This is a genomic window from Marinobacterium marinum, assembly GCF_013868415.1.
GTDB classification, from domain to species: domain Bacteria; phylum Pseudomonadota; class Gammaproteobacteria; order Pseudomonadales; family Balneatricaceae; genus Marinobacterium; species Marinobacterium marinum.
This window is the reverse complement of sequence record NZ_JACEMT010000032.1, coordinates 30,485-50,316: the sequence shown is the minus strand read 5'-3', so window position 1 is coordinate 50,316 and position 19,832 is coordinate 30,485. Positions and strand designations below refer to the sequence as shown.

16 protein-coding genes are annotated in these 19,832 nt (G+C 59.7%); 12 read left to right on the top strand and 4 right to left on the bottom strand.

Features of this window, described 5'->3' with window-relative positions:
• Window positions 1-15 precede the first annotated feature (15 nt).
• The gene (gene proB, locus H1S06_RS01910) at window positions 16-1,140 is read left to right on the top strand and encodes a glutamate 5-kinase (protein ID WP_181736651.1); all 1,125 of its coding nucleotides are present in this window, start codon (window positions 16-18) and stop codon (window positions 1,138-1,140) included.
• A gap of 74 nt (window positions 1,141-1,214) precedes the next feature.
• Here the strand turns inward: proB and rpsT are convergent, their stop codons facing one another.
• On the bottom strand, window positions 1,215-1,481 hold the full coding sequence (gene rpsT / locus H1S06_RS01905) for a 30S ribosomal protein S20 (RefSeq protein WP_181736649.1): 267 nt from the start codon (window positions 1,479-1,481) through the stop codon (window positions 1,215-1,217).
• Window positions 1,482-1,731: 250 nt separating this feature from the next.
• Between rpsT and murJ the strand changes: the two genes are divergently transcribed.
• The 8 genes from murJ to H1S06_RS01865 all read left to right on the top strand — a co-directional run bounded on the left by murJ (window position 1,732) and on the right by H1S06_RS01865 (window position 11,473).
• Window positions 1,732-3,225: a murein biosynthesis integral membrane protein MurJ gene (murJ, locus tag H1S06_RS01900; RefSeq protein WP_407658767.1), complete on the top strand. Its 1,494-nt coding sequence runs from the start codon at window positions 1,732-1,734 to the stop codon at window positions 3,223-3,225.
• 81 nt (window positions 3,226-3,306) lie between these two features.
• Window positions 3,307-4,245 (top strand): bifunctional riboflavin kinase/FAD synthetase, encoded by a 939-nt coding sequence (gene ribF, locus H1S06_RS01895; protein ID WP_181736647.1) that lies wholly within the window; start codon window positions 3,307-3,309, stop codon window positions 4,243-4,245.
• Window positions 4,246-4,269: 24 nt separating this feature from the next.
• Window positions 4,270-7,086 (top strand): isoleucine--tRNA ligase, encoded by a 2,817-nt coding sequence (ileS, locus tag H1S06_RS01890; protein ID WP_181736645.1) that lies wholly within the window; start codon window positions 4,270-4,272, stop codon window positions 7,084-7,086.
• A gap of 11 nt (window positions 7,087-7,097) precedes the next feature.
• Window positions 7,098-7,610: a signal peptidase II gene (gene lspA / locus H1S06_RS01885; protein ID WP_255482868.1), complete on the top strand. Its 513-nt coding sequence runs from the start codon at window positions 7,098-7,100 to the stop codon at window positions 7,608-7,610.
• The gene (locus tag H1S06_RS01880) at window positions 7,607-8,035 is read left to right on the top strand and encodes an FKBP-type peptidyl-prolyl cis-trans isomerase (RefSeq protein ID WP_181736641.1); all 429 of its coding nucleotides are present in this window, start codon (window positions 7,607-7,609) and stop codon (window positions 8,033-8,035) included. The genes lspA and H1S06_RS01880 overlap by 4 nt, the downstream gene beginning before the upstream one ends.
• A gap of 81 nt (window positions 8,036-8,116) precedes the next feature.
• The gene (locus H1S06_RS01875) at window positions 8,117-8,662 is read left to right on the top strand and encodes a GspH/FimT family pseudopilin (protein WP_181736738.1); all 546 of its coding nucleotides are present in this window, start codon (window positions 8,117-8,119) and stop codon (window positions 8,660-8,662) included.
• 58 nt (window positions 8,663-8,720) lie between these two features.
• A complete protein-coding gene (gene thiO, locus H1S06_RS01870; RefSeq protein WP_181736639.1) occupies window positions 8,721-9,827 on the top strand; it encodes a glycine oxidase ThiO in 1,107 nt (368 codons plus the stop codon).
• 17 nt (window positions 9,828-9,844) lie between these two features.
• Window positions 9,845-11,473 carry an NAD+ synthase gene (locus tag H1S06_RS01865; protein WP_181736637.1) on the top strand — a complete coding sequence of 543 codons (1,629 nt, stop codon included), beginning with the start codon at window positions 9,845-9,847 and terminating at the stop codon, window positions 11,471-11,473.
• 81 nt (window positions 11,474-11,554) lie between these two features.
• Here the strand turns inward: H1S06_RS01865 and H1S06_RS01860 are convergent, their stop codons facing one another.
• Window positions 11,555-12,529: an outer membrane protein assembly factor BamD gene (locus H1S06_RS01860; protein ID WP_181736636.1), complete on the bottom strand. Its 975-nt coding sequence runs from the start codon at window positions 12,527-12,529 to the stop codon at window positions 11,555-11,557.
• Window positions 12,530-12,663: 134 nt separating this feature from the next.
• Here H1S06_RS01860 and rluD point away from each other — a divergent pair, with 134 nt between their 5' ends.
• Together rluD and pgeF are read left to right on the top strand one after the other, a co-directional pair.
• Window positions 12,664-13,632, top strand: a complete 969-nt coding sequence (gene rluD / locus H1S06_RS01855; protein ID WP_181736634.1) for a 23S rRNA pseudouridine(1911/1915/1917) synthase RluD — start codon at window positions 12,664-12,666, stop codon at window positions 13,630-13,632.
• Window positions 13,629-14,357 (top strand): peptidoglycan editing factor PgeF, encoded by a 729-nt coding sequence (gene pgeF, locus H1S06_RS01850; protein WP_181736632.1) that lies wholly within the window; start codon window positions 13,629-13,631, stop codon window positions 14,355-14,357. The genes rluD and pgeF overlap by 4 nt, the downstream gene beginning before the upstream one ends.
• Window positions 14,358-14,414: 57 nt before the next feature.
• Here the strand turns inward: pgeF and H1S06_RS01845 are convergent, their stop codons facing one another.
• Together H1S06_RS01845 and H1S06_RS01840 are read right to left on the bottom strand one after the other, a co-directional pair.
• A complete protein-coding gene (locus tag H1S06_RS01845) occupies window positions 14,415-14,777 on the bottom strand; it encodes a glycine zipper domain-containing protein (protein WP_181736630.1) in 363 nt (120 codons plus the stop codon).
• 205 nt (window positions 14,778-14,982) lie between these two features.
• Window positions 14,983-16,902, bottom strand: a complete 1,920-nt coding sequence (locus tag H1S06_RS01840; protein WP_181736628.1) for a PhoX family protein — start codon at window positions 16,900-16,902, stop codon at window positions 14,983-14,985.
• Between the two features lie 223 nt (window positions 16,903-17,125).
• On the opposite strand from H1S06_RS01840, the gene clpB reads away from it, so the two are divergent.
• On the top strand, window positions 17,126-19,702 hold the full coding sequence (gene clpB, locus H1S06_RS01835; RefSeq protein ID WP_181736626.1) for an ATP-dependent chaperone ClpB: 2,577 nt from the start codon (window positions 17,126-17,128) through the stop codon (window positions 19,700-19,702).
• The last annotated feature ends 130 nt before the right edge of the window (window positions 19,703-19,832 follow it).

Here is a 19,832-nt window from a genome sequence, read left to right as displayed (position 1 = left end):
CGGAGTAATGGCAAGGTGACAGCGGGACGGAAGAGCTTGGCCCGGTCGGGGCGTTGGGTTGTCAAAATAGGCAGTGCGTTGCTGACCAATGATGGTCAGGGGCTGGATCAGATTGCGATAGCTGGCTGGGTTGATCAGCTGGTTGAACTGACCCGGCGTGGTGTGGAAGTGGTGCTGGTATCGTCCGGCTCGGTGGCAGAAGGTATGACGCGCCTGGGCTGGTCGGAGCGACCGCCCGAGGTGTATCGCCTGCAGGCTGCAGCTGCCGTGGGGCAGATGGGGCTGGTGCAGGCCTATGAAACCAACTTCCGCCGTCACGGCATGCATACGGCACAGGTGCTGCTGACCCATGACGACATGTCCAACCGCAAGCGTTACCTCAATGCCCGCGCCACTTTGCGTACCCTGATCGAGCTGGGCGTAGTAGCGGTCGTTAATGAAAACGACACCGTTGTTACCAGTGAGATCCGTTTTGGCGACAACGACACCCTGGGGGCTCTGGTGGCCAATGCGGTCGAAGCGGATACGCTGATTCTGCTGACTGACCAGCAGGGTCTGTATACCGCCGACCCGCGCAGTAATCCTGATGCGGAGCTGATTGGCGAAGCGATGGCCGGGGATGGTCGTCTGGAAGCCATGGCGGGCGGAGGCGGCAAGCTGGGGCGTGGCGGCATGGCAACCAAGGTGCGTGCGGCCAAGCTGGCGGCGCGCTCGGGTGCGGTGACCGTGATTGCCAGTGGGCGCGAGCCGGATATCTTGTTGAAACTGCATGCGGCCGAGCCGGTCGGAACACTGCTGTTGCCGGAGCGGGAGCCGATGGCGGCACGCAAACAGTGGATTGCCGGTCACCTGCAGGCGCGTGGCACGCTGGTGTTGGATGCGGGTGCGGTCGTAGCATTGGTTGAACGCGGCAAGAGTCTGTTGCCGGCGGGTGTGCGCTCGGTGAGTGGTGATTTCTCCCGTGGTGAAATGGTGATGATGATGGACGAGGCCGGGCGTGTAGTGGCGCGTGGACTGGCCAATTACGGCGCCGAGGATGCGGGTCTGATTATCGGTCGTTCGAGCGGCGAAATCGAGTCATTGTTGGGTTTCATGGGGGAGGAAGAGTTGGTGCACCGGGACAACCTGGTGCTGGCCTGACGCCTTCTGCGATGGATGGATACAAAAAAACCGGCCAAGGCCGGTTTTTTTATTCGCTTGCTCAGGGGTCAGGCTTAGGCAGCCATTGCCTTGATGCGAGCGTTCAGACGGCTCTTGGTGCGAGCGATCTTGTTCTTGTGGAAAATGCCCTTGTTGACGGAGCTGTCCATGATCGGCTGAGCGACCTTGAACGCTTCCTGAGCAGCTTCCTGGTTACCGCTGTTGATGGCAGCGATTACTTTTTTGATGTACGTGCGCGCCATGGAGCGCAGGCTAGCGTTGTGCTGACGACGCTTCTCCGCCTGACGAGCGCGTTTTTTGGATCCTGCGGAATTAGCCACGATCCGGCTCCTTCAATAATTAAGTTGATCAGATTACGGCGCTGTAATGCCGAAAAATTAGACGCGACATTATTCATGCCCCAGTGTCAGATGTCAACCAAATGCCCCTGTTTCGATGCCGGACTTTGTCTGTTTTGTAATCAGAGCTATGATCGGCGCACATTTTTGCAAGTGGTAAGGGTCGAGCGTGACGGAGCAAACACAGAAAAAAGGTGCGGGGCTGCTGCGCTCCAGTGGAATCGTCGGCATCATGACTCTGCTGTCCAGGGTGTTGGGCCTGGTGCGTGACGTGGTCATCGCCGGTTATTTCGGTGCCAGCGGCAGTGCCGATGCCTTCTTCGTGGCGTTCAAAATTCCCAACTTCTTGCGGCGCCTGTTTGCCGAAGGGGCCTTTTCCCAGGCCTTTGTGCCCGTGCTGTCGGAATATCGCACGCAACGAGACCTGGCTTCGGTGCAGCAACTGGTTAACCGGGTGGCTGGCTCGTTGGGTTCGGTGCTGGTGGCGGTGACCGTGCTGGCCGTTATTGGAGCCCCTCTGCTGGCGGCCCTGTTTGCGCCCGGCTTTTACATGGCCGGGGGTGAGAAATTCACGTTGGCCGCAGACATGTTGCGGATCACCTTCCCTTATCTGCTGCTGATCTCGCTGACCGCATTCTGTGGTGCGGTGCTTAACAGCTACGAGCGCTTTGCCGTACCTGCATTTACGCCGGTGTTGCTGAACCTCTGCCTGATCGGGTCGGCGGTCTGGCTGAGTCCGCTGCTGGCAACACCGGTGATGGCGCTGGCCTGGGGAGTACTCATGGCCGGTGCGGTGCAGCTGCTGTTTCAGCTGCCTTTTCTGGCCCGGTTGCGGCTGTTGCCATTGCCCCAGCCGGGATTCAGGGATGAAGGCGTGCGCCGCATCCTCAAGCTGATGCTGCCGGCGCTGTTTGGCGTCTCGGTAGCGCAGATCAATCTGTTGCTCGATACGGTACTGGCGTCCTTCCTGCAAACCGGCAGCGTGTCCTGGCTGTATTACTCCGATCGCCTCTCAGAGCTGCCGCTGGGCGTTTTTGGCATTGCCATTGCCACGGTGATTCTGCCGAGCCTGTCGCGTACGCATGCGGCGCAGAACCCGGACCGCTTTGCGCAGATGCTCGATTGGGGGGTGCGCATGATTCTGCTGATCGGCGTGCCGGCGGCGCTGGCGCTGGCGTTGCTGGCCGAACCGCTGATCGCGACTCTGTTCCACTACGGCGAGATGACCGATCGTGACGTTTTGATGTCGGCTTTCAGTCTGCGGGCCTATGCCTTCGGGCTGCTGGCATTCATGCTGATCAAGGTGTTGGCGCCGGGCTACTTTGCGCGTCAGGACACCAAAACGCCGGTGAAAATCGCGGTCAAGGCGATGATCGCCAATATGGTGCTGAATCTGATCCTGGTGTGGCCGCTGGATCATGCCGGGCTGGCGCTGGCGACTTCCCTGTCGGCGTTCATGAATGCCGGCTGGCTGCTGCATGGCCTGCTGAAAGAAGGTGTGTTCCGTTGGCAGCCGGGCTGGAGCGCCATGCTGCTTCGCCTGTTCAGTGCGTCGGCGGTGCTGGTGTTAACCGTGTTGATGATCCTGCAGCAGCAGGGCGATTGGCTGCAGGCCGACCTCTGGACGCGGATACAGTGGATGGCGCTGTTGGTCCTGGCCGGCGGTGGTGCTTATCTGCTGACGCTGCTGGCAACGGGGCTGCGTCTGCGTCATTTGCGTGGTTGAACACTTTCTGAGCGGTACTCGCAGTGGCCAGAGTGCGATATACTGCGCAGTCCATATTTCTGGCGCCGGCTCAGCAACTGCATGGAATTGATACGAGGCTTACACAATCTGAGAGACCGACACCGTGGCTGTGTTGCCACGATCGGCAATTTTGATGGCGTTCATCAGGGCCACCGCAAGGTGCTGGCCCAGGTGAAGGCCAAGGCTGCCGAACTGGGCCTGCCCGGTGTGGTGATCATTTTTGAACCGCAACCGCGCGAGTTTTTCGGTGGTGCGGAGGTACCGCCGCGCCTGACCCGGTTTGACGAGAAAGTGCGTCTGCTCGAGGCCGAAGGCATTGACCGGGTGGTGTGTCTTACGTTCAACAGCCGCCTGCGCAGTATGTCGGCGGAAGCCTTTATCGATGAATTGCTGTTGCAAGGCCTGGCGGTACAGCACTTTGTGGTGGGTGACGACTTCCGCTTCGGCTGTGATCGTCGTGGCGACTTCGACATGCTGTGTGCGGCGGGCAAGCGCCACGGTTTCAGTGTCGAAGGCACAACCACCTATCAACTGGCCGGTGATCGGGTCAGCAGTACCCGTATCCGCACGGCCCTGCAGCAGAACGATTTCGAACTGGCGGCCGCGCTGCTGGGCTGGCGTTATGCCGTGACCGGCCGGGTGATGCATGGCCAGAAGCTGGGCCGCCAGCTGGGTGTGCCCACGGCCAACGTGCGTATGCATCGCTATGCCTGCCCGCTGCGTGGCGTATTTGCCGTACGTGCCGAAATCGATGGCCAGTGCCTGCCCGGTGTTTGCAATGTGGGCATTCGCCCCACGGTAAATGGCCGCCAGCCGGTGCTGGAAGTCCATTTGCTGGATTATCAAGGTGAAGAACTGTACGGCCGCCTGATGCGGGTCGAGTTTCTTCACTTTGTTCGTAACGAGCGTGCGTTCGACGGGATTGATGCGCTCAAGGCCCAGATCGAAACCGATATTGACCATGTCCGAGCCTGGTTCGACCAGACTGCACAAGACTGACCTTACCCCTGGAAGCGACCTGTTATGACCGACTACAAAGCGACCCTGAACCTGCCGGAAACGGCATTCCCGATGCGCGGCAATCTGCCTAACCGAGAACCGGCCTGGCTGGAGCACTGGGACAAGATTGACCTCTATCGTCAGCTGCGCGAAGAAGGCAAGGGACGCAAAACGTTTATCCTGCACGATGGCCCTCCCTACGCCAACGGCAGCATCCACATCGGTCATGCGGTCAACAAGGTGATCAAGGACATGATCATCAAATCCAAGACCCTGAGCGGTTTCGACGCGCCCTACGTGCCGGGTTGGGACTGCCACGGGCTGCCGATCGAGCATAAGGTCGAAACGCTGATCGGCAAGGCCGGGGACAAGGTGCCCTACCGTGAATTCCGCCAGAAGTGCCGTGACTATGCCGCCGAGCAGGTAGCCGGGCAGAAAGCCGACTTCATCCGTCTGGGCGTGCTGGGCGACTGGGATAAGCCCTACCTGACGATGAACTTCGATACCGAAGCCAATATCGTGCGTGCGCTGGGCAAAATCATCGAAAACGGTCATTTGGTGAAAGGCTACAAGCCGGTCTACTGGAGTGTGGTCGGTCAGTCCGCACTGGCCGAGGCCGAAGTGGAGTACCAGGACAAAACATCGACATCCATCGACGTGCGCTTCACCTTTGTGGATCAGGACAAGGTGCTGGCGCTGTTTGACGCGGCGGCCAACGAAGCACCGGTCTCTGTGGTGATCTGGACCACCACACCCTGGACCATCCCGGCCAACCAGGCGGTCTCACTGAATGGTGAACTGGACTACGCGCTGGTGGAAGCGCACACCGAGCAGGGTGTGGACCGTATGGTACTGGCGGCGGAAATGGTGGATGACATCATGGCGCGCTGGGGAGTGGACAAGTTCGACGTGCTGGCGACCTGCAACGGCAGTGCGCTGGAACTGCTGCAGTTGCAGCATCCGATCTACGACAAGCAGGTGCCGGTGATCCTTGGCGACCATGTCACCACCGATGCCGGTACCGGTGCGGTGCATACGGCGCCCGACCACGGTATGGAAGACTTCATGGTGGGTCAGTCCTATGGCCTGAGTACGCTCAATCTGGTGCAGGGCAACGGTACGTACACGGATGCGGCGGGTGAATTCGCCGGCGTTCATGTTTACAAGGCGGATGGCCCCGTGTGTGAAGCGCTGGAGCGGGAAGGCAAGCTGGTGCACCTGAAGCGTTTTGAGCACAGCTACCCGCACTGCTGGCGTACCAAAACCCCGTTGATCTACCGTGCCACGCCGCAGTGGTTCGTGTCCATGGATGCCAAGGGTCTGAAAAGCCAGGCGCTGGATGCCATCAAGGGGGTACAGTGGTTCCCGGAATGGGGGCAGAACCGAATCGAGTCCATGGTTGACCAGAGCCCGGACTGGTGTGTGTCTCGTCAGCGTACCTGGGGTGTGCCGATCACCGTGTTTACCCACAAGCAGACCGGCGAATTGCATCCGAATACCGCCGCTCTGATCGAGCAGGTGGCCGAGAAAATCGAAGCGGAAGGCATCGATGCCTGGTTTGAACTGGATGCTGCCGAACTGCTGGGTGCGGAAGTAGCCGATTACGATAAGGTGACCGACACCCTGGACGTCTGGTTCGACTCCGGCGTGACCCACCATGCCGTACTGCGCGAGCGTGAAGGTCTGAGTTTCCCGGCCGACATGTACCTGGAAGGGTCCGATCAGCACCGTGGCTGGTTCCAGTCATCGCTGAAAACGTCCATCGCCATTAATGGCTGCGCACCCTACAAGCAGGTGCTGACACACGGCTTTACCGTCGATGAAAAGGGCTACAAGATGTCCAAGTCGCTCGGTAACGTGATCGCGCCGCAGGAAGTGACCGATAGCCTGGGTGCCGATATCCTGCGCCTGTGGGTGGCCTCGACCGACTACTCCGGCGAGATGGCCGTGTCCAAGCAGATCCTGCAGCGCACGGCCGACAGCTACCGCCGTATCCGCAACACCTCGCGCTTCCTGCTGGCCAACCTGAATGGCTTTGATCCGGCCGAGCACATGGTTGATGCGGCTGACATGCTGGCGCTGGACCGCTGGGCGGTTGATGCGGCGGCACAGCTGCAGAAAAAGGTGATTGCGGCCTACGACAGCTACCGCTTCCTGGATGTGTACCAGCAGGTGCACCACTTCTGTGTGCAGGAGCTGGGCGGCTTCTACCTGGATATCATCAAGGACCGCCAGTACACCACCAAGCCGGATTCTCTGGCCCGTCGCTCCTGCCAGACTGCGCTGTTCCATATCGCGCAGGCGCTGGTGCGCTGGGTGGCTCCGATCCTCAGCTTCACCGCTGAAGAGATCTACGCGGCCCTGCCGGGCGAGCATCGCGACTCCATCCTGTTGACCACCTGGTATGACGGCCTGTTCGAACTGGCCGAAGACGAGGCGCTCGGCAATGATTTCTGGCAGCGTGTGATGGCAGTGAAAGGCGCCGTCAACAAGTGCCTTGAAGACGCCCGTAACGAAAAGCTGGTCAAGGCCTCGCTGGCGGCGGAAGCGACTCTGTTTGTCGATGATGCCCTGCGGACAGATCTGGAGCGACTGGGTGACGAACTGCGCTTCGTCCTGATCACCTCCAAGGCGGCTCTGCAGCCGCTGACCGCTGCTGCCGACGCACGTACCACCGAGGTTGACGGGTTGAAAGTGGCCGTAGCGGCATCCGGACATGCCAAGTGTGGCCGCTGCTGGCACCATCGCGAGGATGTCGGCCACAACAGCGAGCATCCCGAGCTGTGTGGTCGCTGTGTGAGCAACGTGGAAGGCGAGGGCGAACAGCGCGAATTTGCCTGATGACTGCATCCATGACTGATACGCGGGGAGCCAGTGCATTGCGCTGGCTCTGGCTGAGCCTGGGAGTGGTTGTGCTGGATCTGGTCAGCAAGTACCTGGCCGATACCCAGCTGATCTACGCCAACCCCGTACCACTGCTGCCGGTGTTTGATCTGACCCTGCTTTACAATACGGGAGCGGCGTTCAGCTTCCTGGCAACGGCCGGTGGCTGGCAACGCTGGCTGTTTGTGGCCATCGCCGTGGGCATGAGTGCCTTCCTGCTGCACTGGATGTGGCGTACACCGAAGGCCCAAAAATGTCTGGGGATCGGACTGGCACTGGTGTTGGGCGGAGCGCTGGGCAACCTTTACGATCGCACCGTGCACGGGCATGTGGTGGATTTCATTTCACTGCACTGGAACGGCTATTACTTCCCGGCCTTCAATATTGCCGACTGTGCCATCACGCTGGGAACATGCCTGCTGCTGGTTGACATGTTTTTCCTGGGTGGCAATGAAACCTCTGATACAGGAACCCGAGAATGACAGACGCGGTTATTGGCCCGGGCAAGGCCATTACTATGCACTTCGCGATCAAGCTGGAGGATGGCCAGGTGATCGACAGCAACTTCGACAAGGCACCGGCACAGTTTACCTTTGGCGACGGCAACATCCCGGAAGGCTTTGAGCAGGCGCTGCTGGGGCTGAAAGAGGGCGAGCAGGCTTCGCTGACCATCGCGCCCGAACGCGGTTTTGGCATGCATAACCCGAGCAATATTCAGGTGATGCCGCGTAGCCAGTTCAAGGATATGGAACTGGAGCCAGGGCTGGTATTTTCCTTTCAGGAGCCGGGCGGCGAGTTGCCGGGCGTGATCATCGATTTCAATGACACCAAGGTGACGGTGGACTTCAACCACCCGCTGGCGGGCAAGACGTTGATCTTTGAAGTGGACGTGAAAGCGATCGCTTGACAGCTGAACGCTTTTTGATCAATCCTTGATGGCTGCGGTTTAGGGACAAACCGCCAAGGAATTGAATCAAAGAGGTTGATCATGGATGATCGCCGTATACCGCCGGCCCCTGTTCAGCGGGGACTGACGCTGGTCGAGCTGATGCTCGGCATCACTATTCTGTGTATTTTGGCTGCTCTGGCACCGCCTTCGTTTACCGCGCTCTTGGCCAATACCCGGCTCAGTGCCGTCGAATCCGATCTGATCGGCCTGCTGGTCCTGACGCGTTCTACAGCGATCGCGCAGAACCGCCGTGTGACCCTGTGCCGTTCCGACAACGGGCTGCAATGTGCTGGCACGGCGCATCAGGGAGTGGCTCAGTGGCAGGGTGGCTTGATCTTTGTTGATCAGGATCAGAACGGCAGCGTGAACAATGATGAAACAGTGTTTTACGTTGCGAACTTTCCATCAGCTGCGACCATACTCTGGAACCGGGGCGACAGGCTGGTGTACCAGCCGGACGGGACGGCCCTGGGCGGTTCCAACGGCACCTTTCGCGTGCGTGTGCCCGACAGTGTCCGTGAACATCATGTCATCCTGTCCCTGATGGGACGTGTGCGCTCGACACGGGTTACTCCGGAACCATGATACAGCAACCATATCATCCACGATTGTGTCTCAAGACGTAATGAGGGAGCGTCGATCCATGTCTGATTTTCTGATTGTAGGTGCCGGAGTCATCGGTTTGATGACGGCACGTCTGTTGGCCCAGGCCGGAGCCAGGGTCAAGGTACTGGAGCGTGGCCAGAGTGCGCGCGAAGCCTCCTGGGCCGGGGGCGGGATCGTTTCGCCCTTGTACCCCTGGCGCTACCAGGACGAGATCACTGCTCTGGCGCTGTGGTCACAAACCAGTTATGTCCATTTGTCGCAGGAACTGCTCGCCGAAACCGGCTGCGACCCTGAGTTGCGCCAGAAGGGCATGTTGATGCTGCAGGTAGAAGCGCAGGAAGAGCAAACCGCGCTGGCCTGGGCACAGCGCTTTCATCGTCCCATGACACGGGTCGAGTCGGATTTCATCTACCAGACCGAGCCGCACGTGGGGCCGGGGTTCGAGTCAGCGATCTGGATGCCGGAAGTGGCCAGCATTCGCAATCCGCGGTTGGGTCAATCACTGCGCAAGAGTGCACAGCTGCAGGCCAATATCACGCTGTGCGAAGACAGCGAGGTCACGGGCTTTACGACCTTCGGACAGCGGGTGACCGGTGTCAGGACCGCCCAGGGTGAGCACAAGGCGGATAATGTAATTCTGGCGGGCGGTGCCTGGAGCGGACAGATTTTGGCTCAGTTGGGATTGGCGCTGCCGGTAGAGCCGGTGCGTGGACAGATGATGGTGTTCAAGGCGGCGCCGGGCGTGGTCGATCGAGTGGTGATGCTGGACGGTCGCTATGTGATTCCGCGCAACGATGGCCGGGTATTGGTCGGCAGTACGCTGGAACATGCCGGCTTCGACAAGACGCCTACCGAAGAAGCACGTCAGTCACTGTTTGATACGGCCACACGCATCGTACCCGAGCTGGCCGATTACGAAGTGGAACGCCATTGGGCAGGACTGCGTCCGGGATCGCCGGAAGGGGTGCCCTTCATTGGCGCGGTACCGGGCTGGGACGGACTGCATCTGAATACGGGGCATTACCGCAACGGGCTGGTGCTGGCACCGGCATCGACCCGATTGCTGGCTGATCTGCTGCTGGAGCGTTCACCCGTGATCAATCCTGATGCATACTCTCCGGCTGGACGTTTAACTGCACGCTGACAAATAGCGGGAGATCGATGAGCACACCGATACGGGTCCTGATGGCCCAGCTGAACTTGCTGGTCGGGGACATCCCCGGCAATACCGATCGTATTATCGCCACGGCACTTGAAGCGCGGGATGAGTACCAGGCCGACCTGGTGCTGTTTCCCGAACTGGCGCTGAGCGGCTATCCACCGGAGGACCTGCTGCTACGCCCAAGCCTGGAAGGCCGCATTCAGCAGGCACTGGAACGGATCAAGAAAGAGGTCGGCGGGATTACGCTGGTGCTGGGCTATCCCGGCTATCGCGAAGGTGCCTTGTACAATATGGCGGGTGTGATTCGTGACGGTGAGCTGATCTGTGAATATGCCAAGCAGTGTTTGCCCAACTACCAGGTGTTCGACGAGCAGCGTTACTTTGTGGCGGGTGATCGAGCAGGGGTTTTCGAATGCCGTGACGTGCGTATCGGTCTGAGTATCTGTGAGGATATCTGGCACAGTGCGCCCGCCGCTCAGCTGGCTGAAGCCGATATCGATCTGGTATTGAGTCTGAATGCCTCGCCCTACCATATGGGCAAGGAACATCAGCGTCTGGACATACTGACACAGCGAGCCCGACAGGTGCAGGCGCCGGTGGTCTACCTGAACCAGGTTGGTGGTCAGGACGAGCTGGTCTTTGACGGCAGCTCGCTGTTGGTCTCGGCTCAGGGCGAGGCGCTGTTCCAGGGGGATCATTGCAGCGAGGGACTGTACACGGCGACGTTTGATGCTGCCAGCGGTCAGCTCACTCCCGAACAGGCTTCAGCTCCGGCGCTGACGCTTGAAGCCAGCGTCTATCAGGCGCTGGTGCTTGGGGTCCGCGATTACGTCAACAAGAACGGTTTTCCCGGCGTGGTGCTGGGACTGTCGGGGGGGATCGATTCGGCTTTGAGTGTCGCCGTGGCGGTTGATGCACTGGGACCTGAACGAGTCGAAGCGATCATGATGCCGTTCCGCTGGACATCCTCCATGAGCCTGGAGGATGCCGAGGCTGAGGCCCGAGCGCTGGGGATCGCGTACGACGTGATTTCCATCGAGCCGTTGTACGACAGCTTCATGCAGCAGTTGCGCACCCAGCTGGATGGGTACGCACCGGACACCACCGAGGAAAACCTGCAGGCCCGCTGTCGTGGTGTACTGTTGATGGCGGTTTCCAACAAAAAAGGCTATCTGGTTTTGACGACCGGCAACAAGAGTGAAATCGCGGTGGGTTATTCCACCTTGTATGGTGATATGGCAGGGGGCTTTGATGTGCTCAAGGATATTCCCAAAACGCTGGTATACCGGTTATCCCGGTATCGCAATACCCTGTCGCCGGTGATTCCGCAACGGGTAATCGACCGACCGCCTTCGGCCGAATTGGCACCGGATCAGACCGATCAGGACAGTCTGCCGGACTATGACGTGCTGGATCGCATTCTTGAACTGTACGTGGAGCGGGACTACTCAGCGCAGGCGATCATCGACGAGGGGTTTGCTGCGGCCGATGTGAATCGAGTGGTGCGGCTGGTGGATATCAACGAGTACAAGCGACGTCAGGCTCCGGTGGGGCCGCGGGTTACTCAGCGCGGCTTTGGTCGTGACCGCCGCTATCCGATTACCTCGGGCTGGAAGGCGGGACTCTGAACGGTTTTATCGTGTCTCTCGAAACGCAAAAGGGCCGGCAAATGCCGGCCCTTTTCGTGTCTGGTGTGGAAGGAAGAGGCGTTATTGCGCGGCTTCTTCCTCGTCGTCATCAAATACGCCGAAGGTCATGCGGCTGAACAGCGAACGGTCTTCTTCCGTTGCCGCTTTTGCATCCTGCTGCTCGTGCATTTCGCTGCGCAGGCGCTCGGCCGGTGGTACCGGGCGGGCCGGTTCGGCGGGTTCTTCCCCACCGACCAGACCAAAGGTCGCGGTTTGCATCAGTGTGGCGCGCGCCTTCTTGAAGGGACGGATCTGATAATCCGGGTAGTTCAGGCGCAGGACTTCCAGCGAGTTCTGAGCCAGGTCGTGCATGCCCAGCTCGGTATAGGCTTCGGCCATAATGGCCAGTGCATCAGGTACGGCCGGAGTTTCCTGCAGGTTTTCCACCACATAGCGTCCCCGGTTGGCAGCAGCGACCCAGCCTTCGCGTTTCATGTAGTAGGCGGCAACATGGATCTCATGAGTAGCCAGACGGTTTTTCAGGTACTGCATGCGCTTTTGTGCGTCGGGCGCGTATTCGCTGTCCGGATAGCGTCTCAGCAGCGTCGAGAAGCTTTCGAAGGAATCCAGCGCTGCGCCGGGGTCGCGCTGGCTGACATCGATAGGCAGGTATTTTTCAAAAAAGGAGCGGTCTTCCTCGAAGGCGGTCAGGCCTTTCAGGTAGTACGCATAATCCACGTTTTCGTGGTTGGGGTGCAGGCGCACGAAACGGTCGGCGGCGGCACGGGCGGCTTCCGGCTCATAGTTGTGGAAGTAGGCGTAAATCAGTTCCAGCTGGGCCTGTTCGGAGAAGCGACCGAACGGATAGCGTGCTTCCAGCAACTGCAGCTTTTCAATCGCCAGGGTGTAGTTGTCCGCTTCCAGTGCACTCAGTGCTTCGTCATACAGCTGTTGTTCGGGCACATCCGGGGCCACTTCCTTTTCCCCCCCAAACCAGGAGCAGGCGGAAAGCAGGCTGAAAAGCGCTACTGTGGCGAATACTTTCAAGGGTCGCATGTTTATCATTCCTGATACTGGAGCCGGATTCGGCGTGAATGGCCGGATTCAGTTATACTGGCCAGGTAATTTCCGGTCTATTTAAACATAACCGGAGCCCATGCCCAAACCTCCGCCGACGAAGAATCATACAGATGTCAGAACAGCTAGAACTCGAAGTACAAGTACCGGCCGAGATGTATGGCGTGCGCCTGGATCAGGCCGCCGCACAGCTCTTTCCGGACTACTCCCGCTCGCGTATTCAGGGCTGGATCAAGGACGGCAATCTCAAGGTTGATGGCGAGAGCTGGCGACCGCGTGACAAGCTCAACGGTGGCGAGCTGATTGAAGTGCGCACCGAGCTGGCACGGATCGAGCATCACGAAGCCGAACCCATCCCGCTGGATATCGTGTACGAAGACGATGACATTCTGGTGCTGAACAAACCGGCCGGTCTGGTGGTGCACCCGGCGGCAGGGCATGACAGCGGAACACTGATGAATGCGTTGCTGCATCATTGTCCCGATATTGCTCAGGTGCCGCGTGCCGGTATCGTGCACCGTCTGGACAAGGACACCACCGGCTTGATGGTGGTTGCCAAAACCATTGCGGCCCAGACGGAAATCGTAGCCCAGTTGCAGGATCGCAGCATGGGGCGAGAGTATGAAGCGGTAGTGCATGGCGTCATGACCGGCGGCGGCTGTGTGGATGAACCCATGGGGCGTCACGCCAAGCAGCGTCAGAAAATGGCGGTGGTGGGGCTGGGCAAGGAAGCGGTCACGCATTATCGGGTGCTGGAAAAATTCCGGGCCCATACGCATATCCGTTTGAAGCTGGAAACCGGCCGTACCCACCAGATCCGCGTCCATATGGCGCATATCAATTATCCGCTGGTGGGCGATCCTTTGTACGGTGGTCGTTTCCGTCTGCCCAAGGGATGCAGTCCGGCGATGCAGAGCATGTTGCGCGGCTTCAAGCGTCAGGCCCTGCATGCCAAAAAGCTGGAACTCTGGCATCCGAGTAGCGGCGAGCTGGTGTCCTGGGAGGTGGATCTGCCGGAAGACATGCAGAAGCTGCTGGCCGTTCTGAAACGTGACGCCGACGAGTACGACTACGAACTATGAAACTGATCCGTCCTGAACAGATGCTGGCGCCCGGTGTGCAGGCGTTGAGTACCACCCGCGCAGGCGGGGTCAGCGAAGCGCCCTGGGACAGTCTGAATCTGGGTGACCATGTGGGTGATCGGCCTGGGGCGGTTGCCGAAAATCGGTGCCGCCTGCAGACCTCGCTGGCATTGGCGCAGCCTCAGTGGCTGACACAGGTACACGGTGTTCAGGTGGTGGAAGCGCGTGCCGATGGCGTGGTGCGTGAGGCCGACGGCTGCTGGACCCGGACACCGGGTGTGGTATGTGCGGTGATGACGGCCGATTGTCTGCCGGTTCTGTTCGCGGATGAACGTGGTGAGCAGGTTGCGGCGGCGCATGCGGGGTGGCGTGGACTGCTGAACGGGGTGCTGGAAGCAACTCTGGACACTTTCCATGAGCCCGAGCGTGTTCGCGTCTGGCTGGGTCCTGCAATCGGGCCGCAGGCGTTTGAAGTCGGGTCTGAGGTTCGCAGTGCCTTTATGGCGAGGGATGCGGAGGCCATCGCCGCGTTCAGACCTTCTCCTGCACATGCCGACCGCTGGCTGGCGGACCTGTACAGGCTGGCAACCCTGCGCTTGCAGGCGGCGGGTGTGAGCATGATTACGGGAGGTGAGCACTGCACCTATACCGAGCAGGATCTGTTCTTTTCCTACCGGCGCGACGGTCGCACCGGGCGCATGGCGAGCCTGATCTGGATAGCCTGAGGTTCGGCGCCGGTCGTTGACCGGCACCGGCTGGCTGTACAGTGCGCAGCCTGGGGATCAGCAACGTCCCTTTTTCGCCTGTCCGGGAGGACAGAAACCGGAACCGTTGCGGCGTTCGCCCCGGTAATGATGGTGGTGTTCTTCGCGGTATTCGCGATAGCGACGGTCATCCCTTCTTCGGTAATCGTCACGATCATGATCGCGGTCACGATGCTCACGGGTGTTGATTGCCGTACCGACGGCCGCGCCGATGCCTGATCCGGCGATGGCGCCATCACGGCCCCCCAGCTCGGCCCCCAATGCGCCGCCGATGGCTCCGCCGACCGCGCCACCAACTGCTGAGTCCAGTGTCAAATCGTCGGCCATGGCAGCTGTTGGCAGCAGTGCTGCCAGGGACAGGGCCTGAATCAGTTTTCTCATGGTGTCTCCCCCCAACGGTTGGGCAAGAAGGTGTGGATCTGCCCGCTGATAGTCTGCCTGTATGAGACAACAGTCCGACTGAACCCGGTATGAAGGCGAGCGAACAGGGCGGTTGATCGACGGTAGCGGTTTCAGTGTAGCGGACAGAAACACAAAAGGGCTGCCCGCCTGGCGGTACAGCCCTTGATGTTCCGAAGATGACGAATCAGCTGCCGATAATGCCGCCGTCCTTGCGCTGTACCATCATGATGGTGGAGCGAGGCTTGCTGGTGCCGCCGGCCGGGAAGTGGGACGGTGCCAGATCTTCGCCGGGGTGCTGTACACCGATGAACACCGTGCGCTGATCGGGTGAGAACGCCAGACCGGTGATTTCACAGGCGACGGGGCCGGTGGCGAAACGACGGATCTCGCCACTCTCCGGGTCGGCGCAGAGCATCTGGTTATTGCCCATGCCCGCATATTCACCCGCATTGGAATACTTGCCGTCTGTTTGTATCCACAGGCGACCGGCATCATCGAAGCCCAGTCCGTCGGGGCTGTTGAACATGTTCTCGGCATTGATGTTGTCACTGCCGGCATAGAGTCCCTTGGCGGTGGTCGGGTTGCCGGCCACGGCAAACAGGTCCCAGCTGAAACGGTTATCCACATGGCTGCCCTCATGGGGCCACCAGCGTACGATCTGTCCGTAGTTGTTCTTGGCGCGAGGGTTGGGGCCACCCACCGGCTGGCCGTCCTGACCACGGTTCTTGTTATTGGTCAGGGTGCAGAACACGGCCTTGTTGTTCGGGTGTACAGCAACCCATTCCGGGCGGTCCATGGTGGTAGCTTCTACCCGAGTGGCGGCTTCACGGGCGAAGATCAGCACTTCCGCCTGGTCGGCAAAGCCGTTCTCGGCGGTCAGGCCGTTCTTGCCGTGGGTCAGCTCGATCCACTCGCCCAGACCCTTGGTCTCACCGTCCTTGGCCGAGAAGCGGGCCACGTAGAGGGTGCCGTCTTCCAGCAGATCACGGTTGGCCTTCTGGTCATCCGCGTTGTACAGGCCTTTGGAAACAAACTTGTATAGGTGCTCGCCACGCTCGTCATCGCCCAGATACACCACTACGTGACCGGAAGGATCGATGGTCAGAGCCGCATTTTCATGCTTGAAGCGTCCCAGCGCGGTGCGTTTCTTCGGCGTGGACGTGGGGTCCATCGGATCGATCTCGACTACCCAGCCAAAACGGTGCGGTTCATTCGGGTGCTTGCTCAGATCGAAACGCTCGTCATGGCGATACCACTGGAAGTCCCGGTTGCCTGACTTGAGGCCGTAGCGCTTGTCACGAGCGGGCAGCTCGACGTCCGGCGCGTCTTCCGGTGCTGCGAAGTACTTGTGGAAGTTTTCTTCACAGGTCAGATAGGTGCCCCAGGGCGTCTGGCCATTGGCGCAGTTGTTGAAGGTGCCCAGCGGGTACTTGCCTTCCGGGTCATGCGCTGTACGCATCAGTGAGTGTCCGGCAGCGGGGCCGGTCAGTTCCATCGGGGTATAGGCGGTAATGCGACGGTTATGGTCGGACGCGGATGCCACCTGCCATTCGCCCTGAGCGTTACGGCGAATTTCGAAGATGGAAACACCATGCGCCGCCTGAGATTTCTGTACCTCATCGGCGTTCAGAGCCTGTTTGCCCTGATGCGCAAAAAGGTATTCATAATTGGTGTATTCATTGTTGACCGCCAGCAGTGCTCTGTCCTCGGTCAGCGGGAAAAAGCTCATGCCATCGGTGTTGTCGCCAAACTGTCCGGCCTGGGCGTTGGCATTCTGGGTACCGGACTCGTCAAACGCCGGGGCACCTTTCAGGATCGGGTCGCCCCAGGCAATCAGCGGCTTGGCGACGTAACCTTCGGGCACCACGAAAGTGTCGGCGGTGCTGGCGGGAACGGCCTTGAAGCCCAGCAGCGGGCTGGACATCGGGCGTGTGACGGCTGCTACGGCCTGGGTCAGCGGATTGGCGGCCAGGAACAGGCCCATGGCACCGGCACTGCCCAGCAGAAAGCTGCGGCGGCTGACGCCCTTGGCGGTCAGGCGATCAAAATCGGTGTGTTCCAGTTCCGGATGATCTTCAGGGTCAATGTGCGGGTGCTGATTCATTGTGTCGGTCCTGTTATCTATAAGCATATGAAGCGATAAGCTTTTTTAACAGTGTGTCGTTACAGAAATAAGACGGTCTACCTCTGTATAAGTTTTGACTAATTTAATTGCCCCGCACTCTTGAAGCGCCCTGGATCGACCCTATCTATAGTAGTAACAGAAACGCCTACATGTCTGACTGCGTGTGTCGGACCTTGGCACAGAGAGATCCACAGGAGACCTCATGCGACCCGACAAATTTACTTCACGACTGCAGGAAGCCTTGTCCGACGCCCAATCACTGGCGATCGGCAAGGACCACAACATGATGGAACCGATCCACCTGCTGGCCGCTTTTTTGCAGCAGCAGAACGGATCGGTGGCGCCCTTGCTGCGCCAGGCCGGTGCCGACCGCATGACGCTGACCGCTCAAGTGGGTGAAGCGCTGGACCGCCTGCCGGTCGTCAGCAGCCCGGATGGCGAAATCCGCCTGTCACAGAATATGGCGCGCCTGTTCAACCTGACCGACAAGCTGGCGCAGCAGCGCGGCGACCAGTACATCGCCAGCGAACTCATGCTGCTGGCGATGCTGGATGACAAGAGCGATGCCGGCAAAGTGCTGAAAGCCTGTGGCGTGACGCGCCCGGCCTTGGAGAGTGCGATCAATAACGTACGTGGAGGCGAAAGCGTGAACGACCCCAACGCGGAAGAGACCCGTCAGGCATTGGACAAGTACTGTATCGATCTGACCGAGCGTGCCGAGTCCGGCAAGCTGGACCCGGTGATCGGTCGTGACGACGAAATTCGCCGCACCATCCAGGTGCTGCAGCGCCGTACCAAGAACAACCCGGTCCTGATCGGCGAACCCGGTGTGGGCAAGACCGCCATCGTTGAAGGATTGGCGCAGCGCATCGTCAACGGTGAAGTGCCCGAAGGCCTTAAGCGCAAGAAGGTGCTGTCGCTGGATATGGGCGCCCTGATTGCCGGTGCCAAGTTCCGTGGCGAATTTGAAGAACGCCTGAAAGGCGTGCTGAACGAACTGGCCAAGCAGGAAGGGCAGATCATCCTGTTTATCGACGAACTGCATACCATGGTGGGTGCCGGCAAGGGCGAAGGTGCCATGGATGCGGGCAACATGCTTAAACCGGCATTGGCCCGTGGCGAGTTGCACTGTGTCGGTGCCACCACACTGGATGAGTATCGTCAGTACGTGGAGAAGGATGCCGCGCTGGAACGTCGTTTCCAGAAGGTGATTGTCGACGAACCCTCGGAAGAGGACACCATCGCCATCCTGCGTGGCCTCAAGGAGCGCTACGAGATTCACCACGGCGTGGATATCACCGACTCGGCGATTATCGCAGCGGCCAAACTGAGTCAGCGCTACATCACCGACCGTCAGCTGCCGGACAAGGCGATCGACCTGGTGGATGAAGCCGGTTCCCGTATCCGCATGGAGATGGACTCCAAGCCGGAAGAGATGGACCGTCTCGACCGTCGTCTGATCCAGCTGAAGATGGAACGCGAAGCGCTAAAGAAAGAGAAGGACGATGCGGCTCGTAAACGTCTGGAAGAGCTGGAACAGAACATCAGCAAGCTGGAGAAGGAATACTCCGACTTCGACGAGGTGTGGAAGGCCGAGAAAGCCAGCCTGCAGGGTTCGCAGCAGATCAAGGAGCAGCTTGACCAGGCCCGTGTCGAGATGGAGCAGGCACGCCGCGCCGGTGATCTGGGCAAAATGTCCGAGTTGCAGTACGGCAAAATTCCCGAACTGGAAAAACAGCTGCAGGCCGCCGACAGCACCGAACAGCAGGCCGAAGAGCACAAACTGCTGCGCAACAAGGTGACCGAAGAAGAAGTGGCCGAAGTGGTGGCGCGCTGGACCGGCATCCCGGTCAGCAAAATGCTGGAAGGCGAGCGTGAAAAACTGCTGCGCATGGAAGACGAGCTGCACCGCCGTGTGGTTGGCCAGGCCGAAGCCGTAGTGGCCGTGTCCAACGCGGTGCGTCGTTCTCGTGCCGGTCTGTCGGACCCTAATCGTCCCAACGGCTCCTTCCTGTTCCTCGGCCCGACCGGGGTGGGCAAAACCGAGTTGTGCAAGGCACTGGCCAGCTTCCTGTTTGATACCGAGGACGCCATGGTGCGGATCGATATGTCCGAATTCATGGAGAAACATTCCGTGGCCCGTCTGATTGGTGCGCCTCCGGGCTATGTGGGTTACGAGGAAGGCGGTTATCTGACCGAAGCGGTACGTCGCAAACCCTATTCGGTGCTGTTGCTGGACGAGGTGGAGAAGGCACATCCGGATGTGTTCAACATCCTGCTGCAGGTGTTGGAAGACGGCCGCCTGACCGATGGCCAGGGCCGCACCGTGGACTTCCGCAACACCATTGTGGTGATGACGTCCAACCTGGGCTCTGACCTGATCCAGAACTACAGCGATGACGATGACTACAACCTGATGAAACAGGCAGTCATGGAAGCGGTGGGAACCCACTTCCGCCCCGAAGTGATCAACCGTATTGACGAAGTCGTGGTATTCCACAGCCTGCGCAAGGAACAAGTGGCCGGGATTGCCGAGATCCAGCTGGATCGTCTGCGCCGTCGCCTGGCCGAGCGCGAGTTGAGCATCAAGCTGACCGGCACCGCCATGGACAAGCTGGTGGAAGTGGGCTTCGAGCCGATCTACGGCGCACGTCCGCTGAAGCGAGCCATCCAGCAGTGGATCGAAAACCCGCTGGCGCAGCGGTTGCTGGCCGGCGAGTACGAACCGGGTCGGGAGATCGTGGTGGATGTGGAAGCCGGAGAGTTTACGTTTAGGTAACCATCCCGCCTGAACAGTGATTCGCTTAGAGAAAAAGCCTGCCGAGAGATCGGTGGGCTTTTTTGTTTGGAACTCGGCCGTATCGGGCTGGATGTGAATATTGGGGTTTGTACTTAGGTTGACTGGTCAG